The sequence below is a fragment of the Mycobacterium sp. 1482292.6 genome, assembly GCF_001672995.1.
GTDB lineage: Bacteria > Actinomycetota > Actinomycetes > Mycobacteriales > Mycobacteriaceae > Mycobacterium > Mycobacterium europaeum_A.
Window position 1 is genome coordinate 1 of record NZ_LZKV01000035.1, and the last position, 20,282, is coordinate 20,282.

Here is a 20,282-nt window from a genome sequence, read left to right on the forward strand (position 1 = left end):
CGTCATGAACTCCCCGCAGACCAACACCGGCGGGTACTCGGCGCCCGGATTCGACCTGAGCCAGTGCAAGACCGGCGCCGACGCCAATAAGTACGTGCAGTGCCGGGTGGTCGCCACCGGCAACTCGGTGGACGCGGTGTGGCATCAGCTGCTGCCGGGTTACACGCGTCCGCATGTCCGGCTGTTCACCGGCCGGGTGAGCACCGGCTGCGGGGCGGCCACCACCGCGGTCGGACCGTTCTACTGCCCGGTCGACCAGACGGCGTACTTCGACACCGACTTCTTCCAGGAGCTCGTCGACAGATTCGGTTCCAGCGGTGGGCCGTTCGCCCAGGAGTATGTGGTCGCCCACGAATACGGCCACCACGTGCAGCAGCTGCAGGGTCTGCTCGGCCGCTCGCAGCAGGGCGCGCAGGGCGCCGGGGGCAACGGCGTGCGCACCGAGCTCCAGGCCGACTGCTACGCCGGGATCTGGGCGCACTACGCCTCCACGGTCAAGCAGGAGAGCACCGGCGTGCCCTACCTGGAGCCGTTGAGCGACAAGGACATTGCGGATGCGCTGTCGGCCGCGGCGTCGGTGGGCGATGACCGGATCCAGAAGGAATCCACCGGCCGGGTCAACCCCGAGTCCTGGACGCACGGTTCGTCCGAGCAGCGGCAGAAGTGGTTCACCATCGGCTACCAGACCGGCGACCCGAAGAAGTGCGACACCTTCTCCGCGCCGGATCTGGGTTAAACGTCCAGCAGGCGCCGCAGCTCGGCGCGGCCCTGTTCGTCGAGCGGCAGCAGCGGCGCGCGCGGGTCGCCGACTCCGAAGCCGAGCAGCTCCAGGCCGGCCTTGACGGTGGTGGCCAACCCGCCGGCGACGATGTAGGTGAGCAACGGCTGGAGATCGTCGTAGAGCTTCTGCGCGGTGTCGAGGTCTTGTGCGCGCACCGCCTCGTACAGGTCGATGCAGGGTTGTGGCCGCAGATTCGGTGCGGCCGTGCACCATCCGGACGCGCCGGCCTTCAGGGCGTCGAGCACCAGCGGGTTGCTGCCGTTGTAGAAGGGCAGCCGGTTGCCGGACAGTTCGGCGATGCGGTGCATCCGGGTCAGGTCGCCGGTGGATTCCTTGACCATCGTGACGTTGTCGATGCCCTCGAACATCCGCACCAGCAACTCGGGCGGCATGTCGACACCGCTGGTGGCGGGGTTGTTGTAGGCCATGATGGGGATCGAGATGGCGTCGCTGATGCTGCGGTAGTGCTGGAAGATCTCCCGCTCGGTGAGCTTCCAGTAGGACACCGGCAGGATCATCACCGCGTCCGCCCCGGCCCGCTGCGCGTAGCTGGCGCGCCGAATCGTCTTGGCGGTGGTCACATCCGACACGCCGACGATCACCGGGACCCGCCCGGCGACACTCGCGATGGTGGTGTCGACGACGGCGTCGAACTCGGGTTCCTCGAGGTACGCCAGTTCGCCGGTGCTGCCCAGCGGCGCGATCGCGTGCACATCGGCGGACACCAGCCGCTCGACCAGCGCGACCAGCCGTTCGGTGTCAATCCCGTTGTCGCCGAACGGCGTAACCAGGTAGGCGATGATGCCGTGGATCTTGGGCTCGGTCACGGGGCGGCTCCTTAGCTGGTCAACACGTCGGGATGCCGGGCCAGGGCCCGGCGGGCGTAGTAGGCGAAGTTGGCGCGGCTGCGCTGCGGCGACAGCGTCCAGTCATGGGCCTCGCGGGCCAGTTCTGCGGGCAGCTCCTGGACGGTGCCGGCGGCCATCGCGGCCAGCTGCAGTTTGGCGGCGCGCTCGATGAGGATCCCCAGCGAGCAAGCCTCCTCGACGCTGGCCCCCGCGATGACGTGGCCGTGATGCGCCAGCAGGACGGCCTTCTTGTCCCCGAGGGCGGCGGTGATGATCTCGCCCTCTTCATTGCCGACCGGCACCCCCGGCCACTTGGGCAGGAACGCACAGTCGCCGTAGAGCGGGGTGGTGTCCATGTGGGAGACGATCAGGGGAACTTCCAGCATCGACAACGCCGCGACGTGGAACGCGTGGGTGTGCACGATGCAGTTGACGTCGGGCCGGGCGCGATAGATCCAGCTGTGAAAACGGTTGGCGGGGTTGGCAATTCCATCGCCGTCGAGGACGTTGAGGTCCTCGTCGACCAGCAGCAGGTTGGCGTCGGTGATCTCGTCGAACCCCAGGCCGAGCCGCTGGGTGTAGTAGGTGCCCGCCGCCTCGGCGCGGGCGGTGATCTGTCCGGCCAGCCCCGAGTCGTGCCCGGCGTCAAAGAGCGCCCGACAGGTCAACGCCAGCTTCTGACGCGTGGTCAACTGCGAATCGGCGACGTTCGCCGTCAACTGCTCGGCAGCCCGGCGCATCAACTCGGATTTCGATTCGGTGAACGTGCTGCCCATGTGACACAATGTAGCAGCTTAGGAAACTTTGTGTCATAGGAGGCCCCGTGACGGCACTGCTGCGCCCCGTCCGCAGACAGCGCGGCCTCACCCTCGAGCAACTCGCCCGGCAGACGGGCCTGACCAAGAGCTACCTGTCCAAGATCGAACGGGGCCAGAGCACTCCCTCGATCGCGGTGGCCCTCAAGGTCGCCCGGGCGCTCGAGGTCGACGTCGGGCGGCTGTTCTCCGCCGGGGCCGCTCAGGAAAAGATCACCGTGGACCGGGCCGGCGACGGCGACGGCGGCCGCTATCGGGTGCTGGCGCCGTCACTATTGGGAAAGTCGATGTCGCCGTTCGTGGTTCGCCCGACCGAGCAGCTGGCCGAGGATCCCCATCCCGAGCATGCGGGCCAGGAATTCATGTTCGTGCACGCCGGCACGGTCGAACTCGACTACGGGGACCAGACGTTCACGTTATGGCCGGGCGACAGCGCCTACTTCGACGCGTCGGTCAGCCACAAGATCCGGGCGGTCGGCGCCGAGAGCGCCGAGGTCGTCGTCGTTGCGCACGCCGAGCCCGGGAGCGCACCGGCCCTGGTCCCGACTAGCTGAGCCGGCAGGTGACGGTGGTGGTCGCGTCCTGCTGGACCACCACCTGACCGTCCACGGCGATTTCGCAGTGGAACTGGGCCGGGCCGTTGCCCGAATCCGGCCAGTGCAGCATGCCGCTGGCGGTGATGCTCGCGAACTGATTCGGGTTTGCCAGCGTGGCGGTGTAGGTGACCGGCGCGCCGGCGCTGAGCGGGGCCTGCACGCTGGTGGAGAACTTCGACGGGTCCGCGTTGAAGGCCGCCTGGCTGGGCGGATCGGCGTTCACGTAGGAGACGTTGGCGGTCACGTTGTTGGGGCTCGTCACCGTGTAGGTCACCTGGTGACCGGCCGGGTCCGCATAGCTGGTCGCCGACGTGAGTACCGCCCCCGCGGCCGCTGCCAGAATTGTCGCTGAGATCGCGCTCGCTGTCCTGTGCACGTTCGTCATATCGAAAACGCTACCGGATTCGTTAGCGACGGTTCGATGTTTACGCCGCAGCTGTGCCCCTGGTCGCCCGGCTCCGGTATGAAGCAAGCATGCGCGAAGACCCCACTGCGGTGACCCGCCGCCGGTTGCTGACCACCGGCGCGGTCTCGGCCGCCCTCGGCGTGGGCCTGGGGGGTGGCGCCACGCTGCTGTGGTCCCGTCCGCAGGGCCCGACCGCCTGGTTGCAGCCCGATCGACATGGCGCACCACCTGTCGCTGGGCTGCACCTGCAGTTCGGCAAGAACGCCGGCACCGAAGTGGTGGTGTCCTGGCACACCACCGACGCGGTCCGCAATCCGCGCGTCCTGCTCGGAACACCGACGTCGGGCTTCGGCAGCACGGCGGCCGCCGAAACCCGCACCTACCGGGACGCGAAGTCCGGCACCGAAGTTCGCGTCAACCATGCCCGGCTGACCGACCTCACGCCGGACACCGACTACGTGTACGCCGCGCTGCACGACGGCGCGGAACCGGAGCAGGGCACCGTCCGTACGGCGCCGATGGGCCGAAATCCGTTGCTGTTCACCAGCTTCGGTGATCAGTCCACTCCGGCGCTGGCCAAGATGCCCGACGGCAGCTACGCCACCGACAACATCGGCTCGCCGGCCGCCGCCGACACCACCATGGCGATCGAACGGGCGGGCCCGCTGTTCAATCTGATCAACGGCGACCTGTGTTACGCCAACCTGGCCCGGGATCGGGTGCGCACCTGGTCGAACTGGTTCGAGAACAACACCCGCTCGGCGCGCTACCGGCCCTGGATGCCGGCGGCGGGCAATCACGAGAACGAATTGGGCAACGGGCCAATCGGTTACGGCGCCTATCAGACCTACTTCGCGGTGCCCGATTCCGGGTCGAGCCCCGAAACCCGTGGCATGTGGTACTCGTTCACCGCCGGTTCGGTGCGGGTGATCAGCCTGAGCAACGACGACGTCGCCTTCCAGGACGGCGGCAACTTCTACGTGCACGGCTACTCCGGTGGTGAGCAAAAGCGTTGGCTTGCAGACGAACTCGCCGCGGCCCGGCGCGATCCGGACGTCGACTGGATCGTGGTGTGCATGCACCAGACCGCGATCTCGACCGCCGACAAGACCAACGGCGCCGACCTGGGCATCCGCACCGAATGGCTGCCGCTGTTCGACCAGTACCAGGTCGATCTGGTGGTGTGCGGCCACGAACACCACTACGAACGCTCGCATCCGTTGCGCGGCGCGCTGGGCACCGACACCCGCACCCCGATACCCGTCGACACGCAAAACGATCTGATCGATGCCAGCCGGGGAACGGTGCACCTCGTCATCGGTGGCGGCGGCACGTCGGCCCCGAGCAACGCAATGTTCTTCCCGGAGCCGCGGTGCCGAGTGGTCACCGGAGTGGGCGCCTTCGATCCCGCGCTGCGCCGCAAGGCGCCCATCTACGTCATCGAGGACGCGCCGTGGTCGGCGTTCCGCGATCGCGAGAACCCCTACGGTTTCGCGGCTTTCGAGGTCGACCCAGGCCAACCCGGTGGCAACACGTCGATCAAGGCGACGCACTACGCGCTGCGGGGCCCGTTCGGCGAAGTCGCCGTCATCGACCAGTTCACTCTCACCAAGCCGCGCGGCGACAGGGCCCGCTAGCCCGTCCCAGCAACGTGACCGCGGCGGATTTTATCCCTGTGAAATACTTCAAAAATGGCTGAATCGCCCGGTCCGTCCATGGGGGGACGCTTGGCGGACTTCGTGGTCGATCGGCGCATGCTGCTGACCGCGGCGCTCGCCGTGCCGATCGGAGCGCTCGCCGCGGGGGCGGCGTGGTGCCTGCTCCGGTTGATCGGGTTGGTCACCAACCTCGTCTTCTACCAGCGCTGGGCGGTCGACCTGGTGGCACCGGGATCGCACCCCCATCCGTGGTGGTTGTTGCTGGGCGCCCCCGTCGCCGGCGGTCTGGTGGTCGGCGTCATGGCCCGGCTGGGCTCGGAGAAGATCCGCGGTCACGGCATGCCGGAAGCGATCGAGGCGATTCTCACCCAGGGCAGCCGCGTCGAGCCGAAAGTCGCTATCCTCAAGCCGGTTTCGGCGGCGATCAGCATCGGCACCGGCGGCCCGTTCGGCGCCGAGGGGCCGATCATCATGACCGGCGGGGCGCTGGGGTCGATCCTGGCCCAACACCTGCATCTGACCGCCGACGAGCGCAAGATCCTGCTGGTGTCGGGGGCCGCCGGGGGAATGGCGGCCACGTTCAATTCGCCGCTGGCGTCCATCCTGCTCGCGGTCGAGCTGTTGCTGTTCGAATGGCGGCCCCGCAGCCTGATTCCGGTGACGGCGGCCGTCGTCGTCGCGACCGTCGTGCGCCAGTTCATTCTCGGCGGCAACCCGGTCTTCCCGGTCGACGTCGGGCACCTGAGTCGCGTCGAACCGAAGATCGACCTGCTGGCGCTCCTCATCGGGACGTGCGGCGCGGTGGTCGCCATCGCCGCGACGCGGTTGGTGTACCTGGCCGAGGACGCCTTCGCGCGCCTGCCGATCCACTGGATGTGGTGGCCGGCGATCGGCGGGCTGGTGATCGGCGCGGGCGGGCTGATCGAGCCGCGGGCGCTCGGCGTCGGCTACGACGTGATCGACGCGCTGCTCACCGGCCACGCCACCCTGTCGTTGATCGTCGGCATCCTCGTCGTGAAGACCGCCATCTGGTCGCTGTCGTTGGGTTCGGGCACCTCGGGCGGTGTGCTCGCGCCGGTGTTCATGATCGGCGGCGCGCTGGGAGCCCTGGTGGGCCAGGGCCTGCCGAACGTGTTCCCGGGGTTCTGGGCGATTCTCGGGCTGGCCGCCGTGGTGGGCGGCGTCATGCGCTCGCCGCTGACCGGCGTCGTGTTCACCCTCGAACTCACCCATGCCTGGCCCGCGCTGCTTCCCCTGATCGTGGCCTCGACCACGGCCTACGCGGCGTCGGTGTTGATGCTCGACCGATCGGTGCTGACCGAGAAGATCGCCCGGCGCGGCCTGCACCTGACCCGCGACTACACCACCGATCCGCTGGAAGCGTTCTTCGTGGCCGACGTCATGCATCCCGAGCCGTCGCCGGTGCCCACCGGCGGCAGCGTCAGCACCCGCGACACCCTGCGGCATGCCGCCAACGTCCTCGCCGAATCGGGCGGCCACGCGCTGCGCGTCCTGTCACCGGACGGCGCGGAACAAGGTCACCTGCTGCTGCGGGATCTGCTCACCGCCCGCCTGCACGACATCACCGAAGACACCGAGCGCACAAGGCATTTCGTCGCGTTCCCCCGCAGACGGGCGCTACGAAACGCCGATCCCGAAGCTCAAAACAACGTCGGCTGAATCGGTTTCGGTGCGGGCGCCGCCGAGGCGGCCCGGGCGAACGGGCGATGGTCGCCAGCCAGCCCATGCTTGGCGATCAACGGCGCGGCCCGCCGCCGCAGCGTTTCGCGATAGTCCTGGGGCAGGTAGGCACCGCGCCGGTACAGCTCGCGGTAACGGCCGACCAGGTCGGGATGCGAGCGGGCCAACCACGCCATGAACCATCCCCGGGTCGAGCCGCGCAGGTGCAGGCCGAACACGGTGACGCTGGTGGCGCCGGCCGCCGCGATCTGGCCGAGCAGCCCGTCGAGGTGCTCGGCGGAATCGGTGAGGTGCGGCAGCACCGGCGCGACCATCACATGACAGTCCAGCCCGGCGCCCCGGATAGCGCTGATCAGACCGAGCCGGGCCTGGGGGGTGGGCGTGCCGGGCTCGACGTCCTTGTGTAGCTCTGGGTCGCCGATGGCCAGCGACACCGCCACCGAGACCGGAACCTGCGCCGCGGCCTGGGTGATCAGCGGCAGGTCGCGCCGTAGCAGCGTGCCCTTGGTCAGGATCGACAGCGGCGTGCCGGATTCGGCCAGCGCGCCGATGATGCCCGGCATCAGCGCGTAGCGTCCCTCGGCCCGCTGGTACGGGTCGGTGTTGGTGCCCAGGGCGACGGTCTCGCGCTGCCAGGACGGCCGGCGCAGCTCGCGACGCAGCACCTCAACCACGTTGGTCTTGACGACGACCTGGGTGTCGAAGTCGTTGCCGCAGTCCAGCTCCAGGTATTCGTGGGTGGGCCGGGCGAAACAGTACCGGCAGGCGTGCGAGCAACCGCGATAGCCGTTGACGGTGTAGCGAAACGGCAGCGCCGACGCGTTCGGCACCTTGTTGAGCGCGGACTTGCACACCACCTCGTGGAAGGTGATGCCGTCGAACTGCGGCGAGCGCACGCTGCGCAGGAAGCCCATGCGCTGCAGCCCCGGCAGCGCCCCATCCTCGACCGGTGTCCCGTTGACCGCGACGGCCTGATTCGCCCACCGCATATCAACCATTCGAACATTAGTTCGAGATCGAGTCAAGCACGGGACCGTCGTACAGTGAGCAGCGACCGTATCGCCCCTACGCTTCAAGGCACCGACGGCGATGCGGTGCGGTGTGGGCGATAAGTTCGTCGTTCACATGGCTGGCATTTTCCCCGTTTTGTCCGAGGGTGCATTGCGCGCGACTTTGGGAATTCTCGACCGCACGGTGCGCCGCGGTTATCCGGGCGGTTAACGCGGTGCGGAGAATCGAGTTTCGGTTTTGCGTGACATTTACGCGGGTATTATTCCAGGGCCCCTCACGAAAGGACCTGTCATGTTGCACCAGGTGATTCTGGCAAGTTCGGACCCGGTCGCGGCCGGCTTTATCCTCCGTGGCATCAAGGGAATTTTCGTCGCTATCGGCAGCATTATCGCCGCAATAATCTGCGGAGTCATCGCCATGATGAAGGGCCGCAATCCGCTGGGCTGGGGAATTCTTGGACTGTTCTTCTCGATCCTGACATTGATTGTCGTCATCATTATTCCCAGCAAAAAATAACGCTTAGAAGGGCGGCGGTTCCCCGTCGCCGACGGCGTGGGTCGACGCGGAAGCCCAAGTGTGAGAAGGCTTTTCGAGCGCACGCGCCATGCGGTTGTGATGGCGTTCGGTGGCCACGCGCTGGGCGCGGTTCTGTGCCCGGGTGCGGCGGCGTTTGGGCATCATCGCCGTGCGGTCGCCGCAGTAATCGGGCGCCACGTCGGCCTCGGCGGCGGGGATCGCGCCGACGCCCCGGCACAAGCTCGGGAACAGCAGTGCGCTGCCCGGGGTGGTGACGTAGGTGCGTCCGGCCGGCGACGTCAGGATCAGGGTGCCGTCGGGCAGCTGCTGTTCCTGCCAGCCCCAAAAAGTTTTCACCAAATGATGGGCGCGGCAATAACATTTGAGGTTCGACGCGTGCGTCGGCCCGCCGTCGGCGTACGGGATCGTATGGTCGAGGTCGCAGTTCACCGCGGGCTGATCACAGCCAGGCCAACGACACGTCAAATCCCGGCACCGCACAAAATCGGCCAGCGCCTTGGACGGCACATAACCCGGCTCCGGCGGCGCATCACCGGGATGAACCAGCGGCACCAGCGTGGCCGAGCCGGCCAGCTCGGCGACCAGCTCCGGTGAGATCAGGCCCTCGGCCCCCAGCTCGCAGGCCGGCGCCGAACCGCAACCATCCAGCGCGGCCCGCTCGGCGACCACATGAATCACCACCGGCCCGGCGGGTCGCTTGCCGGCCACACAGTCGGCGCGCCCGCAGCGACAGCCCAGCCGGTCCGCCCCGCCCGCCAGCGCTCCCAGCGCATCAGCGCGGCGCTGCGCGCGGGTGCGCGGATCGTGCTCACACACCGTGGCCGCCAACGCAGTCAACCGCCGGTCCAGCGCATGCGCGTCCGGGGCCAGCAGGGTGCCCTCCAGATGCGCCAACCCCTCCCCCATCTCAGCGACCCACACCTCACGCCCGGCCGCGCGCTCCTTGCGCCGCCGCACCGCATCCGCATCAGCGCGAGCCACCACCTTGTCCACCTGCGCGGCCAGCCGGCCCTGGCTCAGTGACGGCCACCTGGCCACGGTGGCCGCCAACTCGGCGTCCACCGCCGCCAGCACCTGCGGGTCGGTGATCAAATCGGTGCGGAACACGATCGTCTGAAACATCAGGTAGCCGATGTCGCCGGCTCTGAAGGCCGCACCCACCTTCGGCAACCGCTCGCGCATCGCCCGCGCGTACCGCACCCGGCTCGCGGCCAACCCCTGACTGATCCGCAGCTCGGCGGCCACCTCCGCACCCACCGCCGCCTCGGTGTCGATCGCCCACTCCTCGGTCTCGGCACACCGCGACAACCGATAGGCGAACAACTCACCAATCGCCACCAACAGCGCCGCCGCCGCCCGATTCTCCGCCCGCGCGGCCGCCCCGATCCGCTCCAGCAGCCCCACCGACACCGGCGTCGCCGACGGATAACGCCGCTCGAACCGCTCATCGAACCGCGCCCGCACCTCTTCGAACATGTGTTCGATCATAGCAGCGCGGGCGACAAGTTAGCGGCTGAGCCGCCCGAGCACCTCGTCGACAACGGAATCCAGCGTGACGGGGACCTGCTCCCCGGTCCCGAGATCCTTCACCCCGACCGTGCCGGACTCGAGATCGCGGTCGCCGAGGACCAACGCGATCCGGGCGCCCGAGCGGTCGGCCGCGCGCATCGCGCCCTTGAGTCCGCGGTCGCCGTAGGCCATGTCGACGCGCACACCGCCGCCGCGCAACTGCGCGGCCAGCACCGCCAGGCGCAACTTGGCCTGCTCGCTCAGCGGCACGCCGAACACCTCGCAGCGCGCGGCCTCCCCCGCACTTTTGCCCTCGGCGCGCAGCGCCAGCAGCGTGCGGTCCACACCGAGCCCAAACCCGATGCCGGACAGGTCTTGTCCGCCCAACTGGCGCATCAGGCCGTCGTAGCGACCACCACCACCGATGCCGGACTGCGCGCCCAGTCCGTCGTGCACGAACTCGAAGGTCGTCTTGGTGTAGTAGTCCAGCCCGCGGACCATGCGCGGGTTGATGACGTAAGGCACGCCCATCGCGTCCAGATGCGCCAGCACGGTGTCGAAGTGCTGCTTGGCCGCGTCGGACAGGTGATCGAGCAGCACCGGCGCTGCGGCCGTCATGGCGCGCACCTCCGGCCGCTTGTCGTCGAGCACCCGCAGCGGATTGAGCTGCGCCCGGCGCCGGGTCTCCTCGTCCAGGTCGAGACCAAAGAGGAACTCCTGCAACAGTTCCCGGTACTGCGGGCGGCAGCTGTCATCGCCCAGCGAGGTGATCTCCAGGCGGAAGCCGTCGAGCCCGAGCGAACGGAAACCGGCGTCGGCAATGGCGATCACCTCGGCGTCCAGGGCCGGGTCGTCGACGCCGATCGCCTCCACTCCGACCTGCTGCAGCTGGCGATAGCGGCCGGCCTGCGGACGCTCGTAGCGGAAAAACGGCCCCGCGTAACAGAGTTTGACCGGCAGCGCGCCGCGGTCCAGCCCGTGCTCGATGACCGCACGCACCACCCCGGCGGTGCCCTCGGGCCGCAGCGTCACCGAGCGGTCGCCGCGGTCGGCGAACGTGTACATCTCCTTGGACACCACGTCGGTGGATTCACCGACGCCGCGGGCGAACAGCGCCGTGTCCTCGAAGATGGGCAGCTCGATATCGCCGTAGCCGGCCCGGCGGGCGGCACCCAGCAGGCCGTCGCGCACCGCGACGAATTGCGCCGAGTCCGGCGGGACATAGTCGGGCACGCCCTTGGGCGCAGCGAACTCCGGCACGGGCTACAGGCCTTCGAGGAACGGGTTGAGGCGGCGCTCGGCGCCGATGGTGGTGGAGTTGCCGTGCCCGGGCAGCACCACGGTGTCGTCATCGAGCACCAGCAGCTTGTCGACGATCGAGGTCAGCAGGTCGCGGCCGCTGCCGCCGAACAGGTCGGTGCGCCCCACCGCGCGCTCGAAGAGTGTGTCACCGGTGAACACCAAGTCTTTCCCGTCCTTCGTCCCCCCGTCGACCCGAAAGATCACCGATCCCCGGGTGTGCCCGGGCGTGTGGTCGACGTTGACGGTCACGCTGCCCAGGTCCAGCTTGTCGCCGTCGCGGTCCAACTCGACGACCTGCTTGGGCTCCCGCCAGAACGCGCCCGCGACCATCTGCGCCAGGCGCGGGCCCAGGCCGTAGATCGGGTCGGTGAGCATGAACCTGTCCTCGGGATGGATGTAGGTCGGGCAACCGTAGGTGTCGGACACCTTCTGCGCCGACCACATGTGGTCGATGTGGCCGTGGGTGAGCAGCACCGCGGCCGGCGTCAACCGGTTCTTGTCCAGGATGTTGCGCAGCGCGCCCATCACCCGCTGTCCCGGATCCACGATGACGGCGTCCGTCCCAGGCCGTTCGGCCACCACGTAGCAGTTGCACTGCAACATGCCGGCGGGGAATCCGGTGATCAACACGCTTCCCAGTTTCCCACGGGCCCCACTTGACACGAGTCGCGGCGCCCACATTAGCCTGAGCTGGCACCTCACCCGTCTACGGGACTCCGACTTCACCAGCATGGAGGCATAGCGGCCGTGCCGACCAACGAACAGCGACGCGCCAACGCCAAACGCAAGCTCGAACGGCAGCTGGAGAGGCGCGCGAAGCAAGCCAAGACGCGCCGGATCGTGCTGATCGCGGCCGCCTCGATCGTCGCCGTGGCCGTGATCGTGGCGGTGGTGATCACGATCGTCAACACCAAGCACGACCACAAGAGCAACACCGCGGCGTCAACGACCACCAGCAGCACCAGCTCACCGGAGTCCACGACCCCCGCGGGGCCGACCCCGAACGCCGCGCCGCTGCCGCCGTTCAAGCCGTCGGCCGACCTGGGCGCCAACTGTCAGTACCCGGCCTCCCCCGAGCCGGCCGCCAAGCAGGTCAAGCCGCCGCGAACCGGCAAGGTGCCGACCGATCCGGCCCAGGTGAGCGCCAGCATGGTGACCAATCAGGGCCACATCGGCCTGATGCTGGCGAACAACGAATCACCCTGCACGGTCAACAGTTTCGCGAGCCTGATCGGCCAGAAATACTTCGACAACACCAAATGCCACCGGTTGACCACCTCCCAGGGCCTGGGCGTGCTGCAGTGCGGCGACCCCAAGGGCGAGGGCACCGGCGGTCCGGGCTATCAATTCGCCAACGAGTACCCGACCGACCAGTACCCGCCGAACGACCCCAAGGCGCAGGAGCCCGTCCTCTATCCGCGCGGCACGCTGGCCATGGCCAACGCCGGGCCCGGCACCAACGGCAGCCAATTCTTCCTGGTATACAAGGACTCCCAGCTGCCGCCGCAATACACCGTGTTCGGCACCATCCAGCCCGACGGCCTGGCCACATTGGACAAGATCGCCAAGGCCGGCGTCGCCGGCGGCGGTGAAGACGGCGCCCCCGCGACCGAGGTGACCATCACCTCGCTGCTGCTCGACTAGCGCCGATCGCAAGCGCGGCGCGTGCGCCGGGCGCGAAACGCCCTCTGATCGGCGGGATTCGCCCGACGTGCACCGCCGACGGCTTATGGTCGTTGGGTGAATCTGGATCCGGACACATTCGGCCATTACCGAATACTGGACCTGTTGGGACGCGGCGGCATGGGCCGGGTCTACCGGGCCTACGACGCGACCACAGACCGGGTGGTGGCGCTCAAAGTGCTCCCGCCGCATCTGGCCGAGGATCAGGACTTCCAGCAGCGTTTCCGCCGTGAGGCCCGCATCGCGGCCGGCCTCACCGACCCGCACGTGGTGCCGATTCACGGCTACGGCGAAATCGACGGCCGGCTCTACGTCGACATGCGACTGATCGAGGGCCGCGACCTGTCGCACTACATCGCCGAAAGCGGCGGCCGGCTCAGCCCGGAGCAGACGGTAGCGGTCATCGAACAGGTTGCGGCAGCGCTGGATAGCGCGCGACAGGCGGGCTTGATCCACCGCGACATCAAGCCGATGAACATCTTGATCACCACCGCGCGCAACTTCGTCTACCTGATCGACTTCGGCCTTGCCCGCGCGGAGGCCGATACTCAGCTCACGCAGACCGGCGCCACGATGGGCACCGTCGCCTACATGGCGCCCGAGCGCTTCAAGGGCAAAACCGATCATCGTGCCGACGTCTACTCGTTGGCCTGCGTGCTGCACGAGTGCCTGACCGGCAAGCGCCCATTCGCGGGCGACAGCCTCGAAGAACAGCTCAACGCGCACCTGAACGCCCCGCCGCCGCGACCGTCGGCGATCGCGCCCGAGGTGCCCGCGGCCTTCGACGCGGTCGTCGCCCGGGGCATGGTCAAGGACCCCGAACAGCGGTATCAGACGGCGATGGAGCTCGCCGAGGCCGCCAGGGCCGCGCTGCCGAGCCCGGCGACGGGACCGGTCGGCGTCGCCCCGCCGGCACCGCCACCGCAGCCCGGCGGCAGCCCGGATCCGCGGCAAGCACCCGGCCGCCCAACGCATTCCAGGCGTTTGCTGGTGGGCATCGTCGGCGCGTCGGCACTGGCGCTGGCGGCGGTGGCGGCGCTGGTCTTCGCGTTGGTGACCCAGAGTCACGGCTCCGCGGACAGCGCGGCATCCTCCACCCAGACCCGGGCCCGGGCGCCCGGCAGGACCGGATCCAACCCCGGTTCCAGTGGCCCGGCGTCGGCGACGGCGCCGCCGCTGCCGGCGTTCGCACCGCCGCCCGACCTGGGTGCCGACTGCCAGTACCGGTCGGTGCCCGATCCGGTCAGCCGGCCGGTGAACCCGCCCCCGTCGGGCCGGGTGTCGACCACTCCCCCGCAGATCGGCGCCGTCATCTCCACCAACGTCGGTGACATCGCGATCCAGCTCGCCAATTCCGAGTCGCCGTGCACGGTGAACAGCTTCATCAGCCTGGTCAAGCAGCAATTCTTCGACAACACCCAATGCGCCCGGTTGATCAGCTCGCCCGATGGCGGGTCGCTGTTGTGCGGCGGCCCCGAGGTGGACGGATCCGGTGGCCCCGGTTACGAATTCGCCGACGAGTACCCCGCCGACCAATACAAGCCCGACGACCCCGCGCTGCGCGCGACGGTGGTGTATCCGCGCGGCACCATCGTCATGGCCACCGAGGGACCCAACACCAACGGCAGCCAATTCGCCTTGATCTTCCAGGATTCCGAGATGGAACCGCAGAGCACGGTGCTGGGCACCATCGACCAGGCGGGGCTGGCCACCCTGGACAAGATCGCCCGGGCCGGTATCGCCGGCAATCGGCAGAGCGGCGCGCCCACCAACCCGGTGAAGATCACCTCGGTGCGGCTGAGCTAGGGCTTAGGCCGCGGACGTCACGCGGTAGACGTCGTACACGCCTTCGACGTTGCGCACGACGTTGAGCAGGTGGCCGAGATGCTTGGGGTCGCCCATCTCAAAGGTGAAGCGGCTGATCGCAACCCGGTCACCGGAAGTGGTCACCGACGCGGACAAGATGTTGACCTTCTCGTCGGCCAGCACCCGGGTGACGTCCGAGAGCAGCCGGTGCCGGTCGAGCGCCTCGACCTGGATGGCCACCAGAAACACCGACGACGGCGAAGGCGCCCAATGCACTTCGATGATCCGCTCGGACTGCTGCTGCAGCGAGGCGGCGTTGGTGCAGTCGGTGCGGTGCACGCTCACCCCACCGCCGCGGGTGACGAACCCCATGATCTGGTCGCCGGGCACCGGTGTGCAGCACTTCGCCAGCTTGGTCAGCACACCCGGCGCACCGGGCACCGAGACGCCGACGTCGTCGCTGCTGCGCGGGCGGCGCAACATCGTTGTCGGCGTGGAGCGTTCGGCGAGGTCCTCCTCGGCCTGGTCGATGCCGCCGAGCTCGGCCAGCAGCCGCTGCACGACGTGCCGGGCCGACACGTGGCCCTCACCGATCGCGGTGTAGAGCGCGGAGACGTCGGTGTAGTGCAGCTCGCGGGCCACCGCCGCGAGCGTTTCGCCATTGACCAAGCGCTGCAACGGAAGTCCGCCCCGGCGGACCTCGCGGGCCATGGCGTCCTTGCCGGATTCGAGCGCCTCCTCGCGGCGCTCCTTGGCGAACCACTGCCGGATCTTGGCCTTGGCGCGCGGCGAGACCACGAATTGCTGCCAGTCCCGCGACGGCCCGGCGTTGGCCGCCTTGGAGGTGAAAACCTCGACGACTTCCCCGTTTTCCAGCTTGCGCTCCAGCGCCACCAGCCGACCGTTGACCCGGGCGCCGATGCAGCGGTGGCCGACCTCGGTGTGCACCGCGTAGGCGAAGTCCACCGGCGTGGAGCCGTTGGGCAGGGTGATCACGTCACCCTTCGGGGTGAACACGAAGATCTCTTGTACCGCAAGGTCATAACGCAGTGACTCGAGGAACTCGCCCGGGTCCGCGGCCTCCCGTTGCCAGTCGAGCAGCTGACGCATCCAGGCCATGTCGTCGATCTCCGCGGCGGCGTGCGGATGCGGAACGCCGTTGCGCCCCTTGGCTTCCTTGTAACGCCAGTGCGCGGCGATGCCGTATTCGGCGGTCCGGTGCATGTCGCGGGTGCGGATCTGCACTTCCAGCGGCTTGCCTTCCGGCCCCACCACGGTGGTGTGCAACGACTGGTACACCCCGTATCTCGGCTGGGCGATGTAGTCCTTGAACCGCCCCGCCATCGGCTGCCACAGCGAGTGCACCACGCCGACGGCGGCATAGCAGTCGCGGATCTCGTCGCACAGGATGCGGATGCCGACCAGGTCGTGGATGTCGTCGAAGTCGCGGCCCTTGACGATCATCTTCTGGTAGATCGACCAGTAGTGCTTGGGCCGGCCCTCCACCGTCGCCTTGATCTTCGACGCGCTCAGCGTGTTGACGATCTCGGCGCGGACCTTGGCCAGATAGGTGTCGCGCGACGGCGCACGCCCGGCGACCAGCCGCACGATCTCGTCGTACTTCTTGGGGTGCAGGATCGCGAACGACAGGTCTTCCAGTTCCCATTTGACGCTGGCCATCCCGAGCCGATGCGCAAGGGGCGCAATGACTTCCAGCGTCTCGCGGGCCTTGCGCGCCTGCTTCTCCGGCGGCAGGAACCGCATGGTGCGCATGTTGTGCAGCCGGTCGGCCACCTTGATCACCAGCACGCGGGGATCGCGGGCCATCGCGGTGATCATCTTGCGGATCGTCTCGCCCTCGGCGGCACTGCCCAGCACCACCCGGTCCAGTTTCGTCACGCCGTCGACCAGATGGCCCACCTCTTCACCGAATTCCTCGCTCAAGGCGTCCAGGGTGTATCCGGTGTCCTCGACGGTGTCGTGCAACAGCGCGGCCACCAAAGTCGTGGTGTCCATGCCCAATTCGGCCAGAATGGTGGCGACGGCCAGCGGATGGGTGATGTAGGGGTCCCCGGAATGGCGTAACTGGGTGGCGTGGCGGGAGTCGGCGACCTCGAAGGCCCGCTGCAGCAGCGACACGTTGGCCTTCGGGTAGATCTCCCGGTGCACCGCCACCAGCGGTTCGAGCACCGGGTTGAGGGTGCTGCGCTGGGCGGTCATCCGGCGGGCCAGCCTGGCCCGCACCCGCCGCGACGCGCTGCTCGACGTTTTCAGGGACTCCGTCGGGGGCTCCGGAACCTCCATCGGCTGCGTGATGGCCGGCGACTCCGAGACGTTAGTGGGCGCGTCAAGCGCTTGCGCCGCGCTGTTGTCCTCCGCCACGTTGGTCACCTCCGAATTCGAGGATATCTCCAATGGGAGAGCGCTACTCGCAAGTCAGGCTGTGCACGGCCAATGGCGCGACCGCTTCCCGGCCGCACAGCGCGCTCAGTTCGAAGACCACCGCGGCCGTCGTCACGTGCGCCCCGGCGCGCTCGAGCAGCCGGACCGCAGCGGCCAGGGTGCCCCCGCTGGCCAGCACGTCGTCGATGATCGCGATGTTGCGCCCGCGCAGGTCCAGGCCGTCGGCGGGAATCTCCAGCGTGGCGCTGCCGTACTCCAGGTCGTAGGTCTCGGCGTGCACCGGCGGCGGCAATTTCCCGGCCTTGCGGATGGCCAGCACGCCGGTCTGCAGCCGCTCGGCGACGGCCGCGGCCAGCAGGAACCCGCGGGCCTCGATGCCGGCCACCAGATCGGCGCCCGAAGCGATCTCGGCCAGCGCGCCGGTGATCGCGGTCATCGCCGTCGCGTCCGCGAACACCGGGGTGAGGTCCTTGAACTGGATGCCCGGCTTGGGGAAATCGGCCACCTTGCGCGTCAGCGACGCGATCAACCCGGCGGGGTTGGTCATCGGAGCCTCACTGGATCAGGGCCCATCGGTCCATGTTCCAGCCCGCGCCCCAGCGGGTCGGGTTTTTGCTCACCGCGTACATCTTCTTCGAGGTCAGCAGCGTGCGCTGCTGCCGGTACAGCGGCAGGGTGGGCATGTCGCCCCACAGTACCGGCGCGGTCTCGGTCAGCAGCCTGGCGCGCTCGGCGGCGTCGGCCGAGACCGCCAGCGCCCCGATCGCGTTGTCAACCTGCGGGTTGCTGTATCCGGACAGGTTGTTGCCGTTGCCGGTGTGCAGCGCGTAGGCATCCAGCGCCGACGACCCCGTCGACCCGCTGCCGGTGGCCCCGCCGGTGCTGGCCAGCAGCGCGTCGATCTTGCCGTCCTTGAGCGCCTGCGGCCCCGAGCTGTCCAGGATGACGCCGGTAACGGTGATCCCGGCCGCGGCGCACGCCTTGGTGATGACGCCGACGTTGACCGCGAGCCGAGCGTTGGGTCCCTGGTAGCCGATCCGCACCGTCAGCGGCGCACCGCCCAGCGCGGCGCGCGCTGCGCCCGGATCGGCCTTGGCGAACGCGTCGGCCTCGCCCGCCCCGTCGGCGGCCGACACGGCGTCATCGATCGCCGGATCCAGGCGCGAGTTGGCGATCGGCGTCCCGGCGTCCTTGGCCAGCGAGTCGCGCGGCGTGCACAGCGCGACCGCGCGCCGGGCCTTGGGCGCGGCCAGCGGACCCTGCGGGGCGAAGATCAGCTGCTCGATGCCGCTCGACGGGCCATCGGAGCGCTCGTAGTTATCGGGTGTGGTCAGGGCGCCGGACGAACCCGCGGCGACGTCGACCACGTCGACGCTGCGGCTGTTGACCCGATCCTGGATGTCGGGCCCCTGCGACCACACGGTGACCCGCTTGGTGATGGCCTTGGGTCCCCACCACCGGTCGTTGGCGACCAGCACCACCGCGCCGCCATCGAGGATGGATTCGATTTTGTACGGCCCCGACGACGGGAAACGCTTTTCGAGCACGTCTTTTTGGAGCCCGGGCTTGAGGTCCCAGATGGTGTTCCACAGCTTCGCGATCTGGGCCACCAGCGGCCCGTTGTTGCTGAGCAGGGCCGCGGTCACGTCGACGTTGAGTTGGTCGGCGATGACGTGCGACGGCATCAACGAGGTCGCGGTGAACAGCTGGTTGTAGTCGACGACGCCGCGGTCCGGGATGAACGACACCCGGGCCTTCTTCTGCCCGGGGATGCATTCGACGTTGGCGATGTCGAGGTAGCCGGCCTGGGTGGCGGCGTGGAAGTCGGGAAACTTGCCGGACTGCGCCGCCCAGGCGAGCACGATGTCGTCGCAGGTCACCGGCTTGCCGTCGGAGTAGACGGCGTTGTCGGCGATCTGGTAGTCCAGCACCAGCGGGGTGCCGCCGACCACCGACACGGTGCCGAAGTCGCGGTCGGCGACGATCTGCCCGTCGGGGCCGTGATAGCTGAACCCGGTGAGCGTGCGGGCGAACGCCTGCGCCCCGGCCGATGCGGCGCCGACGACGGTGTTGGTGTTGTAGGTGGACAGCGGGCCGTCGACCACGTAGTCGATCTGGGAGGCGGCGCTGCCCGAACAGGCCGTCAGCGTGACACCCGCCGCCAGCACCACCGCCAATCCGGCGCCGATCCACCCCGTCAGGGCCCGGCGGCCGACCAGCACGCTACGACGACCGGCCCCAGTTCCCCGGTAGCTGGTGGCCATGGTGACTACCGCCGGCCGACGTTCCGCTTGCCGGTGGGACGCCGGGTCCCGGTCGGCCGCACGGGGCGAGCTCCCGGTGCCGGCTTGCTCGGCGCGGGCTTGGCCGGCTCGGCCGCCGTCGTCGTCGTCGCTTCTTTCGCTTCCCCGGCGGTGTCGGCGTCGTCGTCACCGGCGGTCTCGGCCGCCGCGCGCGAGCCGGGGCTGCGCCGCCGCGTCACGCGGCGGGTGTGGGTGCGCACCAGCTCGGTGCGCTCGCGCAGCGTGACCAGCAGCGGCGTGGCGAAGAAGATCGACGAGTACGTGCCGACCAGGATGCCGACCAGCTGCACCAGCGCCAGGTCCTTCAGCGTGCCGACGCCCAGCAGCCACACCGCCACCACCATCAGCGCGAGCACCGGCAGCACGCTGATCAGGCTGGTGTTGATGGACCGCATGAACGTCTGGTTGATCGCGAGGTTGGCCTGCTCGGCGAAGGTGCGCCGGGTGGTGTGCTGGAAGCCGTGGGTGTTCTCCTCGACCTTGTCGAACACGATGACGGTGTCATAGAGGGAGAAGCCGAGAATCGTCAGCAGGCCGATGACGGTGGCGGGCGTGACCTCGAAACCGACCAGCGAGTACACCCCCGCGGTGACGCTGAGGTCGAACACCATGGTCGTCAGCGCGGAGATGGCCATGTACCGCTCGTAGCGCACCATGATGTAGACGCCGACCAGCACCAAGAACACGGCCAGCGCGATCAGCGCCTTGTCGGTGATCTGGTCACCCCACGTCTCGGAGACGCTGACCAACGATCAGACGACCAAGCTGCGCAACGCCCTCTTCGATGCGTTCGGACCCAAGGGCGCCGACGGCAAGCCCAGCAAGCAGGCGATCAGCGACGCGGCGGTCTCCGAGACGTGGGGTGACCAGATCACCGACAAGGCGCTGATCGCGCTGGCCGTGTTCTTGGTGCTGGTCGGCGT

The 20,282-nt window shown here is 68.7% G+C and carries 17 protein-coding genes and 3 pseudogenes; 9 read left to right on the forward strand and 11 right to left on the reverse strand.

What is annotated here, in order from left to right; genetic code table 11:
* Window positions 1-736, forward strand: a 736-nt coding sequence (locus A5624_RS02515; protein ID WP_066861010.1) for a neutral zinc metallopeptidase, incomplete at its 5' end; no start/stop codon positions are given.
* On the opposite strand, the gene A5624_RS02520 is transcribed toward A5624_RS02515, so the two are convergent.
* Window positions 733-1,608, reverse strand: a complete 876-nt coding sequence (locus A5624_RS02520; protein WP_066861013.1) for a dihydrodipicolinate synthase family protein — start codon at window positions 1,606-1,608, stop codon at window positions 733-735. The genes A5624_RS02515 and A5624_RS02520 overlap by 4 nt on opposite strands.
* A gap of 11 nt (window positions 1,609-1,619) precedes the next feature.
* Window positions 1,620-2,405 (reverse strand): aldolase, encoded by a 786-nt coding sequence (locus tag A5624_RS02525; protein WP_066861016.1) that lies wholly within the window; start codon window positions 2,403-2,405, stop codon window positions 1,620-1,622.
* A gap of 47 nt (window positions 2,406-2,452) precedes the next feature.
* Here A5624_RS02525 and A5624_RS02530 point away from each other — a divergent pair, with 47 nt between their 5' ends.
* Window positions 2,453-2,998, forward strand: a complete 546-nt coding sequence (locus tag A5624_RS02530) for a helix-turn-helix domain-containing protein (protein ID WP_066861019.1) — start codon at window positions 2,453-2,455, stop codon at window positions 2,996-2,998.
* Here the strand turns inward: A5624_RS02530 and A5624_RS02535 are convergent.
* Window positions 2,991-3,425: a hypothetical protein gene (locus tag A5624_RS02535; RefSeq protein ID WP_066861023.1), complete on the reverse strand. Its 435-nt coding sequence runs from the start codon at window positions 3,423-3,425 to the stop codon at window positions 2,991-2,993. The genes A5624_RS02530 and A5624_RS02535 overlap by 8 nt on opposite strands.
* Before the next feature lie 89 nt (window positions 3,426-3,514).
* On the opposite strand from A5624_RS02535, the gene A5624_RS02540 reads away from it, so the two are divergent.
* Both A5624_RS02540 and A5624_RS02545 read left to right on the forward strand, forming a co-directional pair.
* On the forward strand, window positions 3,515-5,083 hold the full coding sequence (locus A5624_RS02540; RefSeq protein WP_066861057.1) for a metallophosphoesterase family protein: 1,569 nt from the start codon (window positions 3,515-3,517) through the stop codon (window positions 5,081-5,083).
* 54 nt (window positions 5,084-5,137) lie between these two features.
* Entirely contained in the window at window positions 5,138-6,784 is a 1,647-nt protein-coding gene (locus A5624_RS02545) for a chloride channel protein (RefSeq protein WP_066861025.1), read from the forward strand.
* Here A5624_RS02545 and A5624_RS02550 read toward each other — a convergent pair.
* Entirely contained in the window at window positions 6,766-7,794 is a 1,029-nt protein-coding gene (locus A5624_RS02550) for an Rv2578c family radical SAM protein (RefSeq protein ID WP_066861029.1), read from the reverse strand. The two genes, A5624_RS02545 and A5624_RS02550, sit on opposite strands and share 19 nt — an antisense overlap.
* Before the next feature lie 139 nt (window positions 7,795-7,933).
* Here A5624_RS02550 and A5624_RS28845 point away from each other — a divergent pair.
* Window positions 7,934-8,026, forward strand: a pseudogene (locus A5624_RS28845) (polyketide cyclase); the annotation flags it as partial.
* An 81-nt stretch (window positions 8,027-8,107) separates the two neighbouring features.
* A complete protein-coding gene (locus A5624_RS02555; protein ID WP_066861033.1) occupies window positions 8,108-8,332 on the forward strand; it encodes a deoxyribodipyrimidine photolyase in 225 nt (74 codons plus the stop codon).
* A 3-nt stretch (window positions 8,333-8,335) separates the two neighbouring features.
* Here the strand turns inward: A5624_RS02555 and A5624_RS02560 are convergent, their stop codons facing one another.
* Genes A5624_RS02560 through A5624_RS02570 form a run of 3 tightly spaced genes read right to left on the reverse strand, consistent with a single transcriptional unit; the run spans window position 8,336 to window position 11,794 of the window.
* On the reverse strand, window positions 8,336-9,829 hold the full coding sequence (locus A5624_RS02560; RefSeq protein WP_066861060.1) for an HNH endonuclease signature motif containing protein: 1,494 nt from the start codon (window positions 9,827-9,829) through the stop codon (window positions 8,336-8,338).
* A 30-nt stretch (window positions 9,830-9,859) separates the two neighbouring features.
* The gene (hisS, locus tag A5624_RS02565) at window positions 9,860-11,122 is read right to left on the reverse strand and encodes a histidine--tRNA ligase (protein WP_066861036.1); all 1,263 of its coding nucleotides are present in this window, start codon (window positions 11,120-11,122) and stop codon (window positions 9,860-9,862) included.
* Between the two features lie 3 nt (window positions 11,123-11,125).
* On the reverse strand, window positions 11,126-11,794 hold the full coding sequence (locus A5624_RS02570) for an MBL fold metallo-hydrolase (protein ID WP_066861041.1): 669 nt from the start codon (window positions 11,792-11,794) through the stop codon (window positions 11,126-11,128).
* A gap of 117 nt (window positions 11,795-11,911) precedes the next feature.
* On the opposite strand from A5624_RS02570, the gene A5624_RS02575 reads away from it, so the two are divergent.
* Together A5624_RS02575 and A5624_RS02580 are read left to right on the forward strand one after the other, a co-directional pair.
* Window positions 11,912-12,808 carry a peptidylprolyl isomerase gene (locus tag A5624_RS02575; RefSeq protein ID WP_066861044.1) on the forward strand — a complete coding sequence of 299 codons (897 nt, stop codon included), beginning with the start codon at window positions 11,912-11,914 and terminating at the stop codon, window positions 12,806-12,808.
* Between the two features lie 96 nt (window positions 12,809-12,904).
* The gene (locus tag A5624_RS02580) at window positions 12,905-14,653 is read left to right on the forward strand and encodes a protein kinase (RefSeq protein WP_066861047.1); all 1,749 of its coding nucleotides are present in this window, start codon (window positions 12,905-12,907) and stop codon (window positions 14,651-14,653) included.
* Window positions 14,654-14,656: 3 nt separating this feature from the next.
* On the opposite strand, the gene A5624_RS02585 is transcribed toward A5624_RS02580, so the two are convergent.
* The 4 genes and pseudogenes from A5624_RS02585 to secF form a co-directional block, all read right to left on the reverse strand.
* Window positions 14,657-17,035, reverse strand: a complete 2,379-nt coding sequence (locus tag A5624_RS02585; RefSeq protein ID WP_066861064.1) for a bifunctional (p)ppGpp synthetase/guanosine-3',5'-bis(diphosphate) 3'-pyrophosphohydrolase — start codon at window positions 17,033-17,035, stop codon at window positions 14,657-14,659.
* Window positions 17,036-17,078: 43 nt separating this feature from the next.
* On the reverse strand, window positions 17,079-17,603 hold the full coding sequence (locus A5624_RS02590; RefSeq protein WP_066861051.1) for an adenine phosphoribosyltransferase: 525 nt from the start codon (window positions 17,601-17,603) through the stop codon (window positions 17,079-17,081).
* A gap of 7 nt (window positions 17,604-17,610) precedes the next feature.
* Window positions 17,611-19,320: an ABC transporter substrate-binding protein gene (locus tag A5624_RS02595; RefSeq protein ID WP_066861054.1), complete on the reverse strand. Its 1,710-nt coding sequence runs from the start codon at window positions 19,318-19,320 to the stop codon at window positions 17,611-17,613.
* A gap of 5 nt (window positions 19,321-19,325) precedes the next feature.
* A pseudogene (secF, locus tag A5624_RS02600) lies at window positions 19,326-20,102 on the reverse strand (protein translocase subunit SecF); the annotation flags it as partial.
* On the opposite strand from secF, the pseudogene A5624_RS27960 reads away from it, so the two are divergent.
* Window positions 20,071-20,282: pseudogene (locus tag A5624_RS27960) on the forward strand (protein translocase subunit SecF); the annotation flags it as partial. The pseudogenes secF and A5624_RS27960 overlap by 32 nt on opposite strands.